The sequence below is a fragment of the Caballeronia sp. LZ065 genome (assembly GCF_031450975.1).
GTDB lineage: Bacteria > Pseudomonadota > Gammaproteobacteria > Burkholderiales > Burkholderiaceae > Caballeronia.
The window spans coordinates 479,804-496,570 of record NZ_JARUXV010000002.1; the positions used below are offsets into that span (position 1 = coordinate 479,804).

A 16,767-nucleotide genomic window follows, 5' to 3' on the forward strand; every position below is an offset into this window, starting at 1 on the left:
TTGACCGGTCCGTACGCCCGGTCGGCTATCATGCCTGTCCCCTTCGAAGTTGCCTCCTATGATTTCCGTCCGTAATGTCACGCTCCGTCGCGGCGTGAATGTCGTCCTCGACCGCGCATCCGTCACTTTTACTCCTGGCGAGAAGATTGGACTTGTCGGCCGCAATGGCGCCGGAAAGTCGTCCTTCTTCGGTCTTCTCAACGGCACGCTGCATGAAGACGGCGGCGAATTTTCCATTCCGGCTGCATGGAAGATGGGCCAGGTTGCGCAGGACATGCCGGAGACCGAGCAGAGCGCGACCGACTTCGTCATTGAAGGCGATACGCTGCTGCTGGCTGCGCAGGCCGAAGTCACGGCCGCCGAGGCCGCCGACGACGGCATGCGCATGGCGCACGCCTACATGGCCTTGCACGACGCGGGCGCACATGATGCCCCCGCACGGGCTCAGGCGCTGATCCTGGGCCTGGGCTTCACCGCCGCGCAGCTTGCACAGCCGGTCAACAGCTTTTCGGGCGGCTGGCGCATGCGGCTGCAACTGGCGCGCGCGCTCATGTGTCCGTCCGACCTGCTGCTGCTGGACGAGCCGACCAATCACCTGGATCTCGACGCGCTGGTGTGGCTTGAAGCATGGCTCAAGCGCTATCAGGGCACGCTGGTCGTCATCAGCCACGATCGCGAATTCCTCGATGCGGTGACTCAGGTGACGGTGCACGTCGACAATGCGAAGCTCGTGCGCTACGGCGGCAATTACAGCAAGTTCGAAGACATGCGCGCCGAGCAGCTCGAATTGCAGCAGGCGGCCATGGCGAAGCAGGCGGAGAAGATCGCCCACCTGCAAAAATTCATCGACCGCTTCAAGGCCAAGGCTTCGAAGGCGAAGCAGGCGCAGAGCCGCGTCAAGGCGCTCGAACGCATGGAGAAGATCGCCCCCGTGCTGGCCGATGCGGAGTTCACGTTCGAATTCAAGGAACCGCTCAACGTCCCGAATCCGTTGCTGTCGATGTCGGAGGCGAGCTTCGGCTATCCGGCGTCCGACGGCACATCGCCGACGATCATCGTGCGCGGCATCAATCGCTCCGTGCTGGCCGGACAACGCATCGGCATTCTCGGCGCCAACGGGCAGGGCAAGTCCACCCTGGTGAAGACGCTGGCGCATGAACTGACGCCGATTGCCGGCGAGATCAGCGAAGGCAAGGGCTTGAACATCGGCTACTTTGCGCAGCAGGAACTGGACGTCTTGCGCCCGCTCGACACGCCGATGGAGCACATGATCCGTCTTGCCAAGGACACGCCGCCGCATCTGCGCGCCCCGGGTCAGAGCGGCACCGAACAATCGCTTCGCACCTTCCTCGGCACCTTCAACTTCAGTGGCGACACGGTGCATCAGGCGGTCGGCACGATGAGCGGCGGTGAAAAGGCCCGGCTCGTGCTCTGCATGATCGTGTGGCAGCGTCCCAATTTGCTGCTGCTCGACGAGCCGACCAACCACCTCGACCTCGCTACACGCGAAGCATTGGGCATGGCGCTCAACGAATTCGAAGGAACGGTGATGCTGGTCAGTCACGATCGATCGCTGCTGCGCGCCGTATGCGACGAGTTCTGGCTCGTCACGAAGGGCGGCGTCGAACCTTTCGACGGCGATCTCGACGACTATCAGCAGTTCCTGCGCGACGAAGCGCGGCGGATGCGTGAGGAAGCGGCCTGAGCGTGATGTGTGTGGCGTGGCAGGCCCGCTTTCAGGCAGGAATGTCGCGCACGACCTCGATCAGATCAGCGCCGTTCATCTCATAGAAGAAGCCGTATAGCTGAACATGCCTGGGGACGGCAGGGCTGTCTCGCAGCAGCTTCACATCGTGCTTGAGCGAATCCTCGAAGTTCATGATCGCGAGACTGTCGTGATCGAACATCGTCGAGATGTCGGCGTGATGACACGTGTTGAACTTGCCGATCAGCTGGTCGGGTCTGAAGCCCGTCGCGCCGCAAAAGGAGTGATGCACCACGACGACTTTCTGGACATTGAAGAGATAGTCCATGGTCGCGACGGATTGCAGTGCCGACGCAGCGCGTCCCGCGGCACAGTACACCGCGAACAGCGTGCGCGTGTGACCGACCCTGTTGCCCTGTTCGTCCAGGATGTTCTGTCCGGGCCAGACTTCGTCGCCGAAGTGCTCGGCCACGATCTGCGGAACTTCGCTCGCACGCGGGTCGAAGCAGCAGATCACCATCGTTTTCATCGGAATGGCTTGATTGAAGCCTTTGAAATCGTCCTGATCGAACCAGGGCTGCGTCCTGAATTCGTATTCGCTGTACGGGGCTGCCATGCTGCGGCTCCTGAATGTGATGTGTGCGTCGCGTCGGAAGGGTGACGGTCAGCTTTCGAAGGGTGCGTGATCGATCAGATCGCACACGTTGGCGCAGTCGAAGCCATGCACATGACGTCGTGCGACATCCGCGAGTCCGGTGCCGATGACCGTGTGAGGCTTCTTTCGAGCCACCTCGGCAAGCGCGTGCTGGAATGCCAGCTTGAAGCCATCGCGGGGATACAGTTGCAGCACGTCATCCACGAAAGACGGCGTGATTTCCTCCAGGAACATGCCGAATACATCGACATGAGCGCCGAGGTAAATCAGTGCGATTTCCGGCTGCTTGCGTTCGGCGATGCCGCCGCTCGAATGCAACGCGATGCCGTCCCAGACGAGATCCGCCTTCGCTTTCGGATAACCGTTTGCGAGCAGGATCCGGCTCGCGGCGTCAGCGCCATCGACTTCGAAGCGTTGATCCGCGCCATGTGCGTCGGTCAGACCGAGGTCGTGATACAGCGACGCGAGGTACACCACCTCGCGGTCATACTTCAAACCGCGTTGATGTCCAAGATATTCCGCAAACCACCAGGTGCGGTGGACATGTGCCATCATCGCCCTTGAATGAAGTTGCTCGACGAGCGCCTTGGCCTGGCGCGTGTGTGCTGAATCCGGAGCGGTGAATGCGCCGATCTTGACGGGTTCTTCCATGACATCCTCAACAAAATAATCTCGACGCCTTGCGTGCCCGCCATTCTGTCGTTCTCCGGGTCGTTCTCTCAATTACCCGGCGGGTAATCAAGGCACGCGGTCAACCGTGGAGTGCGATCGAGATGGTCGAAGCGAATCCGGCATCCAGAAACACCCGCCGGGGTACGGGCGAGTTGCTCCGTTACTGGCGCGATGTGCGTCGATGCACGCAGCTGAGCCTGTCGCTGATGAGCGGTGTGTCGCAGCGGCATATCAGCTTTATCGAAAGCGGCCGGAGTTCACCGGGTCGGCAAACGCTTCTGGATCTCGCTGAATCGCTCGATATCCCCTTGCGGGACCGCAACAGCCTGTTGCTCTCGGCGGGTTTTGCCCCGATGTACACAGAGGGCACGTGGGAAGACGAGGACATGATGGGCGTGACAACGGCGCTCAAACGCATGCTGCATTACGCGGAACCGTATCCGGCTGTGGTCATGGACCGCTACTGGAATGTGCTCATGACCAACGATGCGCTGCCGCGCCTGTTCAACTGTTTCACGGATTTTTCGGCGTGGGGAGAGCCGCATAACATACTTCACGCCATCTTCGATCCTGCGCGCCTTCGGCCGCATATCGCGGGCTGGAATGACCTTGCGATCAGCCTGATTCAGCGCGTGTATCGCGAGGCGGTGGGACGGCATGTGGATGAGCAGACTCTCGAGTTGCTGGAGAGTTTGCAAGCCTATCCCGGCGTGCCGGCGGAATGGAAGAACCCAAGAGGTCTCGAGTCGGCGATGACGTTGCCGGTCGTGCCGCTCGCGCTGACGAAAGACGGTCAGACGCTGCGATTCTTTTCGATGGTCACCACGGTTGGAACACCGCAAACCGTCGCCGGGCAGGAGTTGAGGCTGGAGTGCATGCTTCCGGTCGATGCTGAAACTGAACGGCTTCACCGGGTGTGGAGCGCCCGCGGGTGAGGGCGCCAGGGTTTATTTCGCCTGCGCGCGCTTCTAGGGATTTCCTGTTTTCGCGTCGGTCTGTTAGTGCTGCCCCTCCCCGGGGCGGGGGTAACTTTCTTTGCGGCTGCAAAGAAAGTCACCAAAGAAAGCAGCTTTCTTACCGCCCAAGTCATCATACGGGCGTGACTCATAATTATGCTTCTGGCCCGGCAGTAGCGAGTGCCCTCATAGGCCACACCGGGCTTGGATCGCGGACCCACTGTGCAACCGCGCCCTCCAACTAACTGGTACAGCCCCTGCTCGCTCCGGCGCAGCGCTTCGCGCCGCCGACCAGTCAATCAGGTTCGGTTGCGCTCCGCGCTGCGGCCGCTTCAATGCTTCAGGCACGTGCCCGCATTCTTCCAAGTACACGTGTACAGCCCCTGCTCGCTCCGGCGCAGCGCTTCGCGCCGCCGACCAGGCAATCAGGTTCGGTTGCGCTCCGCGCTCCGTGCTGCGGCCGCCTCAATGCCTCAGGCACGTGTCCGCATTCTTCCACGTACACGTGTACAGCCCCTGCTCGCTCCGGCGCAGCGCTTCGCGCCGCCGACCAGTCAATCAGGTTGGGTTGCGCTCCGTGCTGCGGCCGCCTCAATGCTTCAGGCACGTGTCCGCATTCTTCCACGTACACGTGTCCAGCCCCGTGTGCACAATCGGTTTTACCGTCTTTCCCTCCGCTAGATCACGCATCACCATCGCCGCCTGATATCCCATCTCCTCCGGGCGCTGACCCACCAGCACATTCACCTTGTGGTCCTTCAGCGCCTGCAGTTCCGGCGCCAGCGTATCAGCCGACACAATCACGAACTTGCCGCTCTGGATCTTGTCCATGATCGGCGCAACCACCTGCGAATACGCCTGCGGTGCAAACAGCGGCCAGCCACCCTCCAGCACGAACGCATCAAGGCCACTCGCGTTCGCCGTCAACGTGTCCTGCATCATCTGGTTCGCTTTCGCCGCATCATCATTCACGTAGAGCGGGCAAGCACTGATCTCGTTCCAGCCATTCTCGCCCGCAAGCTTCGCAACGCCTTTCTTGCCCGCCAACGCGTCGCGCGTTCCTTGAGCCCTTTGATTGATGTTTTCAGCGGCAGGGTTACCCATCACCAGACAGATCTTTCCACCCTTCGGCATCAGCGTTTTCAACTGCTCACCGAGCTTTACCCCCAAGTCGTAGTTGTCCGTGCCGACATAACTCTTGCGCAACGACTGGTCCTTCGGCAACAAATCCGCATCCGCAGTGATGATCGGAATCTTGGTGCCGCGCCGGCGAATCACCTCGGCAATCGCAGGCGCATTCGATGGCGAGATCGCAATCGCAGCCACGCCCTTCGTCAGCAAGTCGTCAATGATCTGCACTTCCGCACTTTCGTCAGCAGCCGTCGCAGGCCCCGTGTAGTAGCAGGTATAGCCCTGCTTCTTGAGCTCCTTGTTGGCCCGCTCGCAGCCTTGATGCATGAGATCGAAGTAAGGGTTGTCAAGCCCCTTCACCACCAGGGCCAACGTCTTGTCCGCCGCGTAGGCGGGTGAGGCCAGCATCGCAAGGCCGCTGAGCGCAGCAAGGTACACCCATGCTTTCTTCATTTTCGTCTCCAGTAAGACACCGGTCTGGCGGCGCTTATGTCTGCCCCGCACGATTGCTTCCCCGCACACGCCTTTAAGTCAGTGAATGTTTCAGTCCGTCTGCCGGTCGCCGCCGAGCCGGTTGAACAGCACGGCGACGATGATGAAGGATCCCACCACCGTGCCCTGCCAGAACGAGTCGACACCGAGCAGGATCAGGCTGTTGCGAATCACCTCGATCAACGCCGCCCCAACAACCGTGCCGAACGCGCTGCCCATGCCGCCCATCAGGTTCGTGCCGCCGATCACCGTGGCGGCAATCACGCGCAATTCATCGCCCGTGCCGAGACCAGTCGTCACCGCGCCGAGCCAGCCAACCTCCAGGATCGCGGCGACGCCCGCCATCAGGCCAGCCAGCACATACACCGAGCAGATCACACGGCGCACCGGCACGCCGGTCAGGTTCGCCGCATGGCGATTGCCGCCGACTGCGAAGACGTAACGGCCCCAACGGGTCCAGCCAAAGGCAAACCAGAACAGCAGCGCGAGCACGACGAGAAACCAGACCGGATTGGCAACGCCGAGCGTCGATCCGCCGCCGAGCGCGAGCAGCTTGCTGCCGTCAGGACCGAAATCGAAGATGGTGCGGCTGCCTGAAATGACGAGTGCGAGACTGCGGCCGACACTCAGCATGCCCAGCGTCACGACGAAGGGCTGCATGTTCAGATAGGCGATCAGAAAGCCGTTCACGAGGCCGACGAGGCCCGCAGTCAGCAAGCCCATGCCGATGCCGGCCCAGAGCGGATAGCCGGCGTTCATGACGACCGACAGCACGACGCCGCTCATGCCGATGGTCGAACCGACCGAAATGTCGATGCCGCCCGTGACGATCACCGCCATCATGCCGAGCGCGACAATGGCGACGAACGCAAAGTTGCGGGTGACGTTGAACAGGTTTTGCGACGTGGCGAACGTCGAGGTCGCCAGCGACAGCACGATGCAGGCGACGACCGTCGCGAGCACCACCCAGAACACCTGGCTTGCCAGCATGCCGGACCAGCGCGTATGCGTCCTCGCTGACTGCGGATCATCGAGCACGACCGGCATCGAGGTCGGCCTTTGTTGGGCATCCTTCAAGTCAGGTCTCCAGGCGGTGAAAAGTCAGGCGACGGCAATGGCTCCGGTGATGAGACCGGTCACTTCTTCCGGCGACGTGTTTCCCGTCGTTTTGTCGGACACCTTGCGGCCGCGCCGCATGACGACCACGCGCTGCGCGACGGCGAACACGTCGGGCATGCGGTGGCTGATCAGAATGACCGCGATGCGATGCTCGGACAGCCGGTGGATGAGGTCGAGCACCTCGGCCACCTGACGCACGCTGATCGCAGCGGTCGGTTCATCCATGATGACAAGCCGCGCTTCCGACAAACGCGTGCGCGCAATCGCCACAGCCTGGCGCTGACCACCCGACATCTGCCGCACGAGATCGCGAGGGCGCGTTTCAGATTTCAATTCGCGGAAGAGTTCGCCAGCCCGCCGGTACATGGTGGCGTGATCGAGGACGCGGAAGGGCCAGAAGCCGATGCGCGGTTCCCGGCCCAGAAAGACATTGGCAGCGGCCGTCAGGTTGTCGCAAAGCGCCAAGTCCTGATAGACGACCTCGATACCCTGGGCGCGCGCATCGACAGGCTTGCTGAAATGCACGGGCTTGCCGCTCATGCGGATCTCGCCATGCGAGGGCGGGAAATTCCCGGCGATGATTTTCACGAGCGTCGACTTGCCGGCCCCGTTGTCGCCCATGAGACCCACTACCTCGCCAGGCTCCAGGCTGAAGGTCACGTCGGTCAGGGCCTGTATCGCGCCGAAGTGCTTCGAAACCTCCTTGAGTTCGAGAAGACTCATGGACAGGCGGGCTCGCTGTGAGTCGTCCGCGCTTCTGCGCGGGCGACGGTTGGGTTCGCTGACTATTTTTTTTAGAGCATGGCGCCCTTTTTAGCAAGGCACTTTCACTCAGCGCTTTCCCGAGGCCCGGCAGCGTTGCCCGTACCTTACAAGCTTGACGCAAGCAGCGTGAGGCTTACATTCTCCTCAGCGCGGCGACAGTGCCTGCGCCGATTGAAGCAGATCGTCCAGCATCGACTGACGGCGTTCAGGGTCCGTGTCGCGGCCTGTCATGAAGCACAGCGCGGCGATCGGCACACCGGCGCGGTCGCGCACGGGCGCGGCCATGCAGAGCCGGAACGCATTGGACAGACCTTCCGTGCAGCAATAGCCCAGCGCTTTCGCATGCTCCACATCGTGCATGAATTGATCGAAATCGATGCACACGCCGTTGTCGAGCACGAAGTCATCTGCGGGAATCAGCGTGCGGATGGCGTCGGCATTCATATGGCCGAGCAACAGGCGTCCGGTCGCGGTCCACGGAATCGGCACGCGCACGCCGATATCCGAGCTGATGTTGAACGGCCGCGCACTGTTCTCCGATAACACCACCGCGTACTTGTTCCCTTCGAGCATGCACAGCTGCGTGGTTTCGTCGTACTTGCGCACCAGCGCCAGAATGGACTGATGCGCGCGGCTGATAAGGTCGTTGTGCGCCGCGTAGTCCGAGCCGTAGTAATGCATCTCGCGTCCGAAGAACACACTGCCATCCGCCGATGTTTCGAGCCAGCCCACGTCGGCGAGAATGGCAACGAGTTCATAGATGCTCGAACGCGGCGAGCCGGTCGCTTCGATCAACTCGCGCATCGTCATGGGCCGCTGCGCGTGATGCAGCTTCCGGAAGATATCGATGACACGGTCCACGCCTCGCGCGCGCGACGATTCCGTTGCTGCCATTCATTCAGCCTTCAATGGTCGAGTACACGGCTGAGAAATTGCCGCGTGCGTTCGTTGGCCGGGTTGACGAAGATGTGCTCCGGGTCGCCTTGTTCCGCAATCACGCCCTTGTCCATGAACACGACCCGATCCGCTGTCTTGCGCGCGAATCCCATTTCGTGGGTGACGACGACCATCGTCATGCCGTCGCGCGCGAGGCCGCGCATGACTTCCGTCACTTCGCCGACGAGCTCGGGATCGAGTGCGGAGGTGGCTTCATCGAAGAACATGATGCCGGGTTCGACCGCCAGCGCCCGCGCAATCGCGACACGCTGCTGCTGTCCGCCCGACAACTGGATCGGATAGTGCGATGCACGGTCCGCCAGACCCACGCGGTCGAGCGTTTCCATGGCGCGGGTGCGGGCATCGGCGGGCGACATGCCACGCGCCTTGATCAGCGCAAGGGTGACATTGCCGAGCGCGGTCTTGTGCGGGAACAAGTTGAACTGCTGAAACACCATGCCGACGTGGCCGCGAATCTCGCGTGCGCGCTTCGGATCGTGCAGGGGCACGTCGTTGACCCACACGTGGCCGGAGTCCGTCGTTTCCAGTCCGGCCATGATGCGCAGCACCGTGCTCTTGCCCGAACCGGATGCGCCAATCAGCACGAGCACTTCGCCCGCGCGCACGTCGAGATTGATATCGTTGAGAACACGCGTTGCGCCGAATGCCTTGCTCACGCCCGACAGCGAAATGACGGGTTTGCTCTGGATGGAATCGCTCAAGTCAGTCTCCGGCGGTCATGATGGCGCACCCATTGCGAAAGCGGGAAGCACACGACGAAATAGATCAGTGCGACGAGGCCGTAGATCTCCACCGGCTTGCCGACACGATCCACGATGGCCTGGCCGCCGTGCATCAGTTCGGACATGCCGATCATGCTGACGATCGACGTATCCTTGATGAGCGACAGATACTGACCCACGAGCGGCGGCAACACGATGCGCCCGGTCTGCGGCAGCACCACCGAGGTGAAGGCCTGCATGCGCGACAGACCGAGAATCTGCGAGACTTCCCACTGTCCCTTCGGCACTGATTCGATACCCGAGCGAAAGACTTCCGCGATATACGCGCCCTGATACACGCTCAGGCCGATCACGCCGGCTGCGAAGACATCGATGGCATAACCGAAGTAGGAGACGCCGAAGTAGATGAACATCAGCGTGATCAATACGGGCGTACCGCGAAACAATTCCGTATAGAGCTTCGCGATCCGGTCCGTGCCCCACGGGCCGAATGTCCGCAACACGGCGGCGAGCAGGCCGATCAGCGTACTCCCGACGATCGCCGCAAGCGACAGGAGCAGCGTCGTCACGAGACCATGCAGCAGGATCGACAGACTGTTTTTCAGCAGTTCGAGTGACATGTTCTAGTCCCTCATGCACGATTCGCACGGCGCAGCGAGAATCCAGCCCTGCGGATCCCCGGCCTCACGATGAGCGGCGGATGAAACATGCGTGCGCCAAGTTGACTCGCAATCCACGACAGCACGTTGCTCAGCACCAGATACGCGACCAGCACAACGGCGAAGGTCTGCACATACAAGAGCGTGCGCGCATTGATGACGGTTGCGGTGCCGGTGAGTTCGGGCAATGCAATGGCTGACAACAGCGAAGTGCCGAGCAACAACTGGATCAGATAATTGACGATGGTCGGATACACCGCACGCGTCGCCTGCGGCAACACGATCTCCTTGAAGATCTGCCCGCGTTCCAGACCGAGAATGCCGGCTGCCTCAATCTGTCCGCGCGGCACCGATTGCATGCCCGCGCGAAACACCTCCGACAGATACGCGCCCACGTTCACGCCCAGCGCGATGACCCCGGCCCAGTAAGCATCGAGTGCAATGCCCATCGACGGCAAGCCGAAGAACACGATGAAGATCTGCAGCAGCACCGGCGTATTGCGGATGGCTTCGACGTAAGCCCGCGCGATGAAGCGCACGATGGACGACGGCGACATGCTCGCGAGCGCCGCGATCAGACCGAGCGCGAGCGCCAGCACGAACGACAGCAACGTGACCTGCAAGGTCAGCCAGCCGGCCTTCAGGAACTCGGGGACATAGCCCCAAAGCGTCATCCATTGATAGCTCATCTGCGCCTCCGCTTCAGAACTGCGGATTGAGCGGATATTTCGGATCGACGCCGAACCATTTCTTGTACAACTGCGCATTCAGCTTCGATGCGTTGATGTTGAACAGGAACAGATTCAGATAGTTGAGCCACGCCTGATCGCCTGCCTTCACGCCGAAGGCGTTGTACTCGAGCGGCACGAGTGCTTCGTTGGTCACCGCCAGTTCCGGATCGAGCTTCGCCTGATACGCAAGGAAGTTGTTGTCCTCGATCATGGCATCAGCCTGGCCTTGCTTGACGGCGAGAATGGCCGCCTGTGAACTGTCATATTCCTGAATCTTGACGGGGATGCCCATCGAGCGGACTTCGTCGCCGTTGGTCGAGCCCTTGACCGTGGCGATGGTGCGCCCGCTCATGTCCTTCGCCGACTGAATGCCGCTGCTCTTTTTCACGAGCATCGCTTCGCTGGCAACCACGTAGGGCGAGGTGAATTCGACGACCTTCGCGCGTTCGAGGTTGCGCGTGAAGTTGCAGAACACGACATCGACCTTGGCGGTTTGCAGGTTCGGGATGCGGTTCGCGCTGGTCGTGTTCACGACTTCGAGCTTCACGCCCATTTGCTTCGCGAGTTCCTTGGCGAGGTCGACGTCATAGCCATCCGGATTGCCGTCCTTGTCGTAAAAGCCGAACGGCGCGAACGTCAAGCAATCGCCGACGCGCAGCGTGCCGCGCTGAAGCACGGCTTGAAGCGTGGATGCAGGCGCTGCTGCCGATGCGCCTTGCTCAGGCGTTGCCACTTTCGTGCAGGCGGAAAGCGCGAGCAATCCGCTCACGGCGGTTGCGGCAAGCAGCAAGACGGCCTTGTTGCCCTTGGTGGCGAGCTTCATGTTCAGATCCTGGTCGAGGGGGTGGTCTGAGAAACCGCTCCGGGCTTCGCCTCGCTTTGGCAACGTTTAGTCGAATATCAGGTTGTCCGGTATATCGGACAACGATCTGGCGAGCCGGATTGATGCCAGAGTGTTGGACGTTAAAAAGGACTGTGCAAGCAGCCAGAACCCTTATTGATTTCGAAATATTGTTGAGCTAGGTCATGACGTCCGGCGGGCGATTTCGCCTAGGGCCGCTCTGTAAAGTGCTTCGTCACGACGGCTGCCAGTTCCTGTAGCTCCGACTTCTCTTCGAAGCGCTCCTCGCGCCTTGACCTGAGAAAGAATCGAGCCTTCGGAAGGGACGGAAGAGCAGGCTTTGACAGTATCCGCAGTCCAGGCCGCGCGGCTGCGGAGGCATTGAGACAACCCACGCCCAGCCCGGCTTCCAGTGCGGCGGTGAGGCCCTCGACGCCAGACGCGATGTGACTCACATAAAAGGGAATGCCCTTCTTTTGCAGGCTGTCCACCGCCAGCCGATGAAGCGAGCAGAACTCGGGCAGAAGGACAAGCGGCACGGCGCGCCCGCGCGGCGAATCCGGACGATCGGCGGCGGTTACCCATTGCAGCGGCTCGACACCGAGCTCGGTGCTGTCGTTCGAGCGGCGGGACTTCGGGCCTGTCAGGCTCATCAGTAACGCAAGATCGATTTCGCCTCGCTCATACGCGGCTTGAATATCGGAAGTCATGCCCACCAGGCTGCGCAGCCGGATCCGGGGACAGTCCGTCACCGCGCGCGCGAGCAACTGCCCGAGATCCGCACTGCGGAAGTAGCCCGTGACACCGACTCCCACCTCGATGTCCTCGGGTATCTCATGCATGTCTCGCCACGCAGCCTCCGACAAGCCGACGATCCTCCTGGCGTGGCGCAGCAGTTGAACGCCTGCGGCGGTAGGCGTGACGCCGCTCTTGGCGCGCAGCAGCAGCGTCTGGCCCGCCCGGGTCTCCAGTTTGGCCAGTTGCTCGCTCAAGGCCGATTGCGAAAGACTGCGCGCGGGCGCCGCCGCAGTGATGCTCTTTGCGTCCACCGCGGCAATAAAAGACTTCAACTGCTCGACGTCGAATGCGTGCATGTCATCCCCCGGGTTTGCCGATGGATATTAGCTTATCTTCCCGCTTTTCGAGGGCGTAAGTGACGCGCATGATTGGCACATCAATCACAGACAGGAGCGAACCATGCCACACATCACCATCCAACTCTCCGGACAACGTGACCGCGAGCTGGGCCGGCGAGCAGCGGTAGCCGTCAGCCAGCTGACAGCGGACATCCTTGGCAAGAAGCCGTCCGATATGGCCGTGACGCTCGACTACATCGCCGATGAGGATTGGCTGGTCGGTGGAAAGAGCCTGGCTGAACTGTCGGCCGCATCGTACTTTGTCGAAGTGAGCATTACCGACGAGACGAATACCAAGGCGGAAAAGGCTGAATTCATCCGCCAGGTGCACGAAGCGATGCGCGGCTTGAGAGCGGCCGTCCATGAAGTCTCTTACGTGTATCTGATCGACGCACGCGCCACCGCTTATGGATTCGGCGGACGGACGCAAGAGTGGCGGCACCAGAAGGCGGGTGTCTAGGCGAACTTCAAGGAGAAAGCCATGCTCGGAGACTTCCTGGAAACGATCGGCTCGCTGGGTGTGTTGGCCAGCGCCATGGTTCACTACCGAATTGCCGTCAGCGGTCGGGGTGAGGCGCTGGCGGGAGAAGCGGGAGCGCGTGTCGGCGATCCGGACGCGGGTCGCGTTGGCGCCGGGACGTCACCGAATCGCCATTGTCGCGAGCGCGCGTCCGACGGCTGACCGGGTCGGTCATTCGTCCGGGCCATCAGAATGGTATGGACGAGGATCTCGAACCATCAAAGCGATCTGATGCGCTTCGGCGATCGACTGGAGCGGCTCATCCTCGAGACCTCGGGCGCATCGCGTGCGAACAGAGTGTATTTGCTTACCGGATTTTCATCGATAAGACCGATCTCATTTCGAGCAAAACACGCCGCTAAATATCGAGATAATCTTATGTTGGACAAAGTAGTCGAAGCAGGATATTTTCCTTGGACTTGGTGATATGGACGTCGGCAAGCGTGGGTATCGATCCGCGTGTTTTTCAGACAAAGACTACTTATCAATAGTCACTCCGCCACGCGGAACACCGATAACAACGCATCCTAATCAGAGAAGAAATCGAGGAGTTTTAATCAAGATGAAATGGGCACTTGGATGTTTGGTGGGCGCATGCCTGATCTCGGGCTCACACGCAGAGAGCGCCTTGCCAACGCCCGCCAGCCCGCCCGGCGCCGCTCTTCACTGGAGCTACCATGGGTCGGAAGGCCCCTCGCATTGGGCCGAGATCGACGAGGCGTTTCGGGCTTGTGAGCGTGGGAAGTCAGAATCGCCCATCGACATCAACAGCAACACAACGACAAAGGCGCCCCCGAACACGCCGAAAATTCAATTCTTCTACGAGCCCATGCCGGTGCATTTGCTGAATACCGGTCATGCCATTCAGTTCGGGGCTCATCCGCGTAAGGACTCGGTTACGCTTTCTGGCAGGCGCTATCAATTAATTCAATTCCACTTTCATTCGCCTGGTGAAGAGCGTTTTGCTGGACGCGCTTCGCCCATGGACATGCATCTCGTCCATGCAGATGCTGACGGCAAGCTGCTCGTTGTGGCGGTGCAGTTCATCGTCGGGCCCAAGCCGAACCCCGTACTCGGGGCTTTGCTCCAGGACATACCTCAACGTGCTGGCGGCGAGAAGATGGATGAAGCGGTCATGATCAATCCGTCTGGCCTGCTTCCGAAACCGACCTCGGGCTATTACACCTATTCCGGTTCCCTTACGACGCCGCCGTGCAGTGAAGGCGTCACCTGGATCGAGCTCAAGGAGCCTGTGACGATCAGCGCAGCGCAGTTGAAGGCGATGCGTCGATTTTATTACCACAATCAGCGCCCCATACAGCCACTCAACGGACGTGAAGTTATCGAAGTCAATTGAGGCATAGCCCGTGTTGATGCAGAGATCCACGCGGACGTTGTGCGAGGCCGCCCCGGCAGTCATCCAGCGGCGTGAAGTGGCTGCGAGCCAAACCGCCACGATCATCCGCATGCAAATGCAAATGGATCAGTGACTGATCATCCAGGGGCGGCCCGCGGGGCGTCCCTTCACACCGTTCCCGTTCGACTTGCCGCAACCGCAATTCGGACCATGCCGATGCCCTGCCGTGGACGAACTCTTCGGTGCATGCGCACTGCGTTCATTGGTGGCGAAGGCATCGCGACGCGACTGCGGCATCAGCGACAGCATGACGCCACCGGCCACGTCGCGACGCATGCTCGCGCCACAGCTCGGACAGGGATGCGGCGCGTCGCGATCCGCGATCCGGCGCATGGCATCGACCGGCCCGCATGATGGACACAGGTATTGATAAAGGGGCATGGGATCGAACTCCTGCGCGATGCATACGGCGCATGCATCGCGCTCATCGACGGATTGAGCTTCAGGCCTTGTCCTGCGACAACGGCAGATCGGCGCCGCCTTTGACATGCTTCGTGGGACCATCGGCGTTCGGGCGGATATCGAAGTCGAAGATCTGTGTCGGCAGCCATAACGTGGCGCACGCATTCGGAATGTCGACCACGCCGCTGATATGCCCCTGCACGGGCGCCGTGCCGAGAATCGAATACGCCTGCGCGCGCGTGTAGCCGAACTTGGTCAGATATTCGATCGCGTTCAGACACGCCTGCCGGTAGGCGATATGCACATCGAGGTAATGCTGCTTGCCGGCTTCGTCGACGGATATGCCTTCAAAAATGAGGTAATCGTCATAGCGCGGCGTGATCGGGCTGGGCTTGAAGATCGGGTTCTTGATCCCGTATTTCGCCATGCCGTCCTTGATGACGCTCACGCGCATATGCACCCAGCCGGCCATTTCAATCGCGCCGCAGAAGGTGATCTCGCCGTCTCCCTGACTGAAATGGAGATCGCCGACCGACAGACCCGCGCCATCCACATACACCGGGAAAAAGATCTTCGAGCCGCGCGACAGGTCCTTGATATCGCAATTGCCGCCGTGTTCGCGCGGCGGCACCGTGCGCGCGCCTTCGGCCGCCGCCTTTTCGCGGCCGTTGCCGCTGAGCTTGCCCATGTGCGCGGTGGCCGCGAACGGCGGATTCGCCAGCGGCGGCACGCGATCCGGCTGCGTCTTGATGAAATCCACTTCGCGCTTGTTCCATTCCGCGAGCAGCTTCGGATCAGGCAGACAGCCGATCAGCCCGGGATGAATCAACCCGGCGAACGAGACATTGGGCACATGGCGCGAACTCGTGAACAAGCCATGAAAATCCCAGATCGATTTTTGCGCGAGCGGGAAGTGATCGGTCAGGAAGCCGCCGCCGTTCTTCTTCGAGAAGAAGCCGTTGAAGCCCCACTGACTATCCTGCTTGGTGCCGATGTCGAGCAGATCGACCACCAGCAGGTCGCCGGGTGCGGCGCCATGCACGCCGACCGGCCCCGACAGAAAGTGCACGATGGAGAGATCGATATCGCGCACGTCGTCGGCGGAATCGTTGTTCTGGATGAAGCCGCCGGTCCAGTCGTAGGTTTCGAGGATGAAGTCGTCGCCGGGCTTGACCCATGCGGCCATGGGAATGTCGGGATGCCAGCGGTTGTGAACCTGCTCGTTGTCGAATGCTGACTGTTTGAGGTCGACCTTGATGAGCGTTTCAGCCATGACACATGTCTCCTGGTTCGATCGGACCGGCGCATGCACCGGCGCATGGACAGCGGGTTCAACAGCAGGGCTAGCTCAACGTGCCGTTGAGCAGCAGGTATCCGGGCAGCCAGCCCGTGACGATCCCGGCGATGATGGTGACCGCGCCGGTCAGCTTGACGATCGGCCGCTGCAGGGCGAGCAGCACGAAGAAGAGCAGCCACAGGAACGCCCAGCCGAACCAGCACAGCGCGAACCACACGGACCACGTCGAGTTCGCGTGCGCGATCGAATCGATCCCCACGGGAATGATCGTGAGCGCGACGAACAGGCTGAACCAGCCGAGCCCGCGTCCATCCGCGCCGTTGTACCGGTTGATGGCCACCCAGAAGTACGTGAAGGTGAAGAGCAGCGTCAGCGCGGCGGCCTTGATCGATGCGGCATCGGCTCCCGCGCCGAACGCGAGCTTGAGCGAAGCAAGCAGGGTGATGCCGCCCGCGAAGACATTGATGACCCAGATCTCGCGGTCGCCGATGCGTCCCAGCAGCCAGAGACCGTTCAGAAAGAGCACTGCGCCGACGTAGAGCAGACATAAACCCAGCATGGCAATCTCCTGTCGCGCGGCGATGCGGGAA

General features: G+C 61.1%; 19 protein-coding genes. 5 read left to right on the top strand and 14 right to left on the bottom strand.

Annotated features, from left to right (window positions below; all coding sequences use genetic code 11):
* Nucleotides 1-58: 58 nt before the first annotated feature.
* Nucleotides 59-1,705 carry an ATP-binding cassette domain-containing protein gene (locus QCE63_RS16340; protein WP_309834417.1) on the top strand — a complete coding sequence of 549 codons (1,647 nt, stop codon included), beginning with the start codon at nt 59-61 and terminating at the stop codon, nt 1,703-1,705.
* Between the two features lie 31 nt (nt 1,706-1,736).
* Here the strand turns inward: QCE63_RS16340 and QCE63_RS16345 are convergent, their stop codons facing one another.
* Both QCE63_RS16345 and QCE63_RS16350 read right to left on the bottom strand, forming a co-directional pair.
* Nucleotides 1,737-2,321 (bottom strand): carbonic anhydrase, encoded by a 585-nt coding sequence (locus tag QCE63_RS16345; protein WP_309834419.1) that lies wholly within the window; start codon nt 2,319-2,321, stop codon nt 1,737-1,739.
* Between the two features lie 48 nt (nt 2,322-2,369).
* Nucleotides 2,370-3,011, bottom strand: coding sequence for an HD domain-containing protein (locus QCE63_RS16350; RefSeq protein ID WP_309834420.1), 642 nt, complete (start codon nt 3,009-3,011; stop codon nt 2,370-2,372).
* Nucleotides 3,012-3,133: 122 nt separating this feature from the next.
* Here QCE63_RS16350 and QCE63_RS16355 point away from each other — a divergent pair, with 122 nt between their 5' ends.
* A complete protein-coding gene (locus tag QCE63_RS16355; protein ID WP_309834421.1) occupies nt 3,134-3,967 on the top strand; it encodes a helix-turn-helix transcriptional regulator in 834 nt (277 codons plus the stop codon).
* A 612-nt stretch (nt 3,968-4,579) separates the two neighbouring features.
* Here the strand turns inward: QCE63_RS16355 and QCE63_RS16360 are convergent.
* From QCE63_RS16360 to QCE63_RS16400, 9 genes are all read right to left on the bottom strand, one after another.
* The gene (locus QCE63_RS16360) at nt 4,580-5,572 is read right to left on the bottom strand and encodes a sugar-binding protein (protein WP_309834422.1); all 993 of its coding nucleotides are present in this window, start codon (nt 5,570-5,572) and stop codon (nt 4,580-4,582) included.
* A gap of 90 nt (nt 5,573-5,662) precedes the next feature.
* Complete coding sequence (locus QCE63_RS16365) at nt 5,663-6,688, bottom strand: ABC transporter permease (protein ID WP_309834423.1); 1,026 nt, start codon at nt 6,686-6,688, stop codon at nt 5,663-5,665.
* Between the two features lie 24 nt (nt 6,689-6,712).
* On the bottom strand, nt 6,713-7,453 hold the full coding sequence (locus QCE63_RS16370; protein WP_309834424.1) for an ATP-binding cassette domain-containing protein: 741 nt from the start codon (nt 7,451-7,453) through the stop codon (nt 6,713-6,715).
* 186 nt (nt 7,454-7,639) lie between these two features.
* Entirely contained in the window at nt 7,640-8,389 is a 750-nt protein-coding gene (locus QCE63_RS16375) for an IclR family transcriptional regulator (protein WP_309834425.1), read from the bottom strand.
* Nucleotides 8,390-8,400: 11 nt separating this feature from the next.
* Nucleotides 8,401-9,153: an amino acid ABC transporter ATP-binding protein gene (locus QCE63_RS16380; RefSeq protein ID WP_309834427.1), complete on the bottom strand. Its 753-nt coding sequence runs from the start codon at nt 9,151-9,153 to the stop codon at nt 8,401-8,403.
* Nucleotides 9,150-9,794 carry an amino acid ABC transporter permease gene (locus QCE63_RS16385; RefSeq protein ID WP_309834428.1) on the bottom strand — a complete coding sequence of 215 codons (645 nt, stop codon included), beginning with the start codon at nt 9,792-9,794 and terminating at the stop codon, nt 9,150-9,152. The genes QCE63_RS16380 and QCE63_RS16385 overlap by 4 nt, the downstream gene beginning before the upstream one ends.
* Before the next feature lie 11 nt (nt 9,795-9,805).
* Nucleotides 9,806-10,522: an amino acid ABC transporter permease gene (locus QCE63_RS16390; RefSeq protein ID WP_309834430.1), complete on the bottom strand. Its 717-nt coding sequence runs from the start codon at nt 10,520-10,522 to the stop codon at nt 9,806-9,808.
* Nucleotides 10,523-10,535: 13 nt separating this feature from the next.
* Nucleotides 10,536-11,387, bottom strand: a complete 852-nt coding sequence (locus QCE63_RS16395; RefSeq protein ID WP_309834431.1) for a transporter substrate-binding domain-containing protein — start codon at nt 11,385-11,387, stop codon at nt 10,536-10,538.
* A 227-nt stretch (nt 11,388-11,614) separates the two neighbouring features.
* Nucleotides 11,615-12,499, bottom strand: coding sequence for a LysR family transcriptional regulator (locus QCE63_RS16400; RefSeq protein WP_309834432.1), 885 nt, complete (start codon nt 12,497-12,499; stop codon nt 11,615-11,617).
* A gap of 103 nt (nt 12,500-12,602) precedes the next feature.
* Between QCE63_RS16400 and QCE63_RS16405 the strand changes: the two genes are divergently transcribed.
* The 3 genes from QCE63_RS16405 to QCE63_RS16415 all read left to right on the top strand — a co-directional run bounded on the left by QCE63_RS16405 (nt 12,603) and on the right by QCE63_RS16415 (nt 14,418).
* Nucleotides 12,603-13,001 (top strand): 4-oxalocrotonate tautomerase family protein, encoded by a 399-nt coding sequence (locus QCE63_RS16405; protein ID WP_309834433.1) that lies wholly within the window; start codon nt 12,603-12,605, stop codon nt 12,999-13,001.
* Nucleotides 13,002-13,022: 21 nt separating this feature from the next.
* The gene (locus tag QCE63_RS16410; protein WP_309834435.1) at nt 13,023-13,223 is read left to right on the top strand and encodes a hypothetical protein; all 201 of its coding nucleotides are present in this window, start codon (nt 13,023-13,025) and stop codon (nt 13,221-13,223) included.
* A gap of 400 nt (nt 13,224-13,623) precedes the next feature.
* Nucleotides 13,624-14,418 (top strand): carbonic anhydrase family protein, encoded by a 795-nt coding sequence (locus tag QCE63_RS16415; RefSeq protein ID WP_309834436.1) that lies wholly within the window; start codon nt 13,624-13,626, stop codon nt 14,416-14,418.
* Nucleotides 14,419-14,544: 126 nt separating this feature from the next.
* Here QCE63_RS16415 and QCE63_RS16420 read toward each other — a convergent pair whose 3' ends face one another.
* The 3 genes from QCE63_RS16420 to QCE63_RS16430 all read right to left on the bottom strand — a co-directional run bounded on the left by QCE63_RS16420 (nt 14,545) and on the right by QCE63_RS16430 (nt 16,736).
* Complete coding sequence (locus QCE63_RS16420) at nt 14,545-14,859, bottom strand: zinc ribbon domain-containing protein (protein WP_309834437.1); 315 nt, start codon at nt 14,857-14,859, stop codon at nt 14,545-14,547.
* A gap of 61 nt (nt 14,860-14,920) precedes the next feature.
* Nucleotides 14,921-16,153 carry a formamidase gene (gene fmdA / locus QCE63_RS16425; protein ID WP_309834439.1) on the bottom strand — a complete coding sequence of 411 codons (1,233 nt, stop codon included), beginning with the start codon at nt 16,151-16,153 and terminating at the stop codon, nt 14,921-14,923.
* 70 nt (nt 16,154-16,223) lie between these two features.
* Nucleotides 16,224-16,736 carry an AmiS/UreI family transporter gene (locus tag QCE63_RS16430; RefSeq protein WP_309834441.1) on the bottom strand — a complete coding sequence of 171 codons (513 nt, stop codon included), beginning with the start codon at nt 16,734-16,736 and terminating at the stop codon, nt 16,224-16,226.
* Nucleotides 16,737-16,767: the final 31 nt, after the last annotated feature.

Coding starts and splice junctions, on each gene's coding strand:
- QCE63_RS16340 (WP_309834417.1), top strand. CDS start 59: ATGATTTCCGTCCGTAATGTCACGCTCCGTCGCGGCGTGAATGTCGTC.
- QCE63_RS16345 (WP_309834419.1), bottom strand. CDS start 2,321: ATGGCAGCCCCGTACAGCGAATACGAATTCAGGACGCAGCCCTGGTTC.
- QCE63_RS16350 (WP_309834420.1), bottom strand. CDS start 3,011: ATGGAAGAACCCGTCAAGATCGGCGCATTCACCGCTCCGGATTCAGCA.
- QCE63_RS16355 (WP_309834421.1), top strand. CDS start 3,134: ATGGTCGAAGCGAATCCGGCATCCAGAAACACCCGCCGGGGTACGGGC.
- QCE63_RS16360 (WP_309834422.1), bottom strand. CDS start 5,572: ATGAAGAAAGCATGGGTGTACCTTGCTGCGCTCAGCGGCCTTGCGATG.
- QCE63_RS16370 (WP_309834424.1), bottom strand. CDS start 7,453: ATGAGTCTTCTCGAACTCAAGGAGGTTTCGAAGCACTTCGGCGCGATA.
- QCE63_RS16375 (WP_309834425.1), bottom strand. CDS start 8,389: ATGGCAGCAACGGAATCGTCGCGCGCGCGAGGCGTGGACCGTGTCATC.
- QCE63_RS16385 (WP_309834428.1), bottom strand. CDS start 9,794: ATGTCACTCGAACTGCTGAAAAACAGTCTGTCGATCCTGCTGCATGGT.
- QCE63_RS16390 (WP_309834430.1), bottom strand. CDS start 10,522: ATGAGCTATCAATGGATGACGCTTTGGGGCTATGTCCCCGAGTTCCTG.
- QCE63_RS16395 (WP_309834431.1), bottom strand. CDS start 11,387: ATGAAGCTCGCCACCAAGGGCAACAAGGCCGTCTTGCTGCTTGCCGCA.
- QCE63_RS16400 (WP_309834432.1), bottom strand. CDS start 12,499: ATGCACGCATTCGACGTCGAGCAGTTGAAGTCTTTTATTGCCGCGGTG.
- QCE63_RS16405 (WP_309834433.1), top strand. CDS start 12,603: ATGCCACACATCACCATCCAACTCTCCGGACAACGTGACCGCGAGCTG.
- QCE63_RS16410 (WP_309834435.1), top strand. CDS start 13,023: ATGCTCGGAGACTTCCTGGAAACGATCGGCTCGCTGGGTGTGTTGGCC.
- QCE63_RS16415 (WP_309834436.1), top strand. CDS start 13,624: ATGAAATGGGCACTTGGATGTTTGGTGGGCGCATGCCTGATCTCGGGC.
- QCE63_RS16420 (WP_309834437.1), bottom strand. CDS start 14,859: ATGCCCCTTTATCAATACCTGTGTCCATCATGCGGGCCGGTCGATGCC.
- fmdA (WP_309834439.1), bottom strand. CDS start 16,153: ATGGCTGAAACGCTCATCAAGGTCGACCTCAAACAGTCAGCATTCGAC.
- QCE63_RS16430 (WP_309834441.1), bottom strand. CDS start 16,736: ATGCTGGGTTTATGTCTGCTCTACGTCGGCGCAGTGCTCTTTCTGAAC.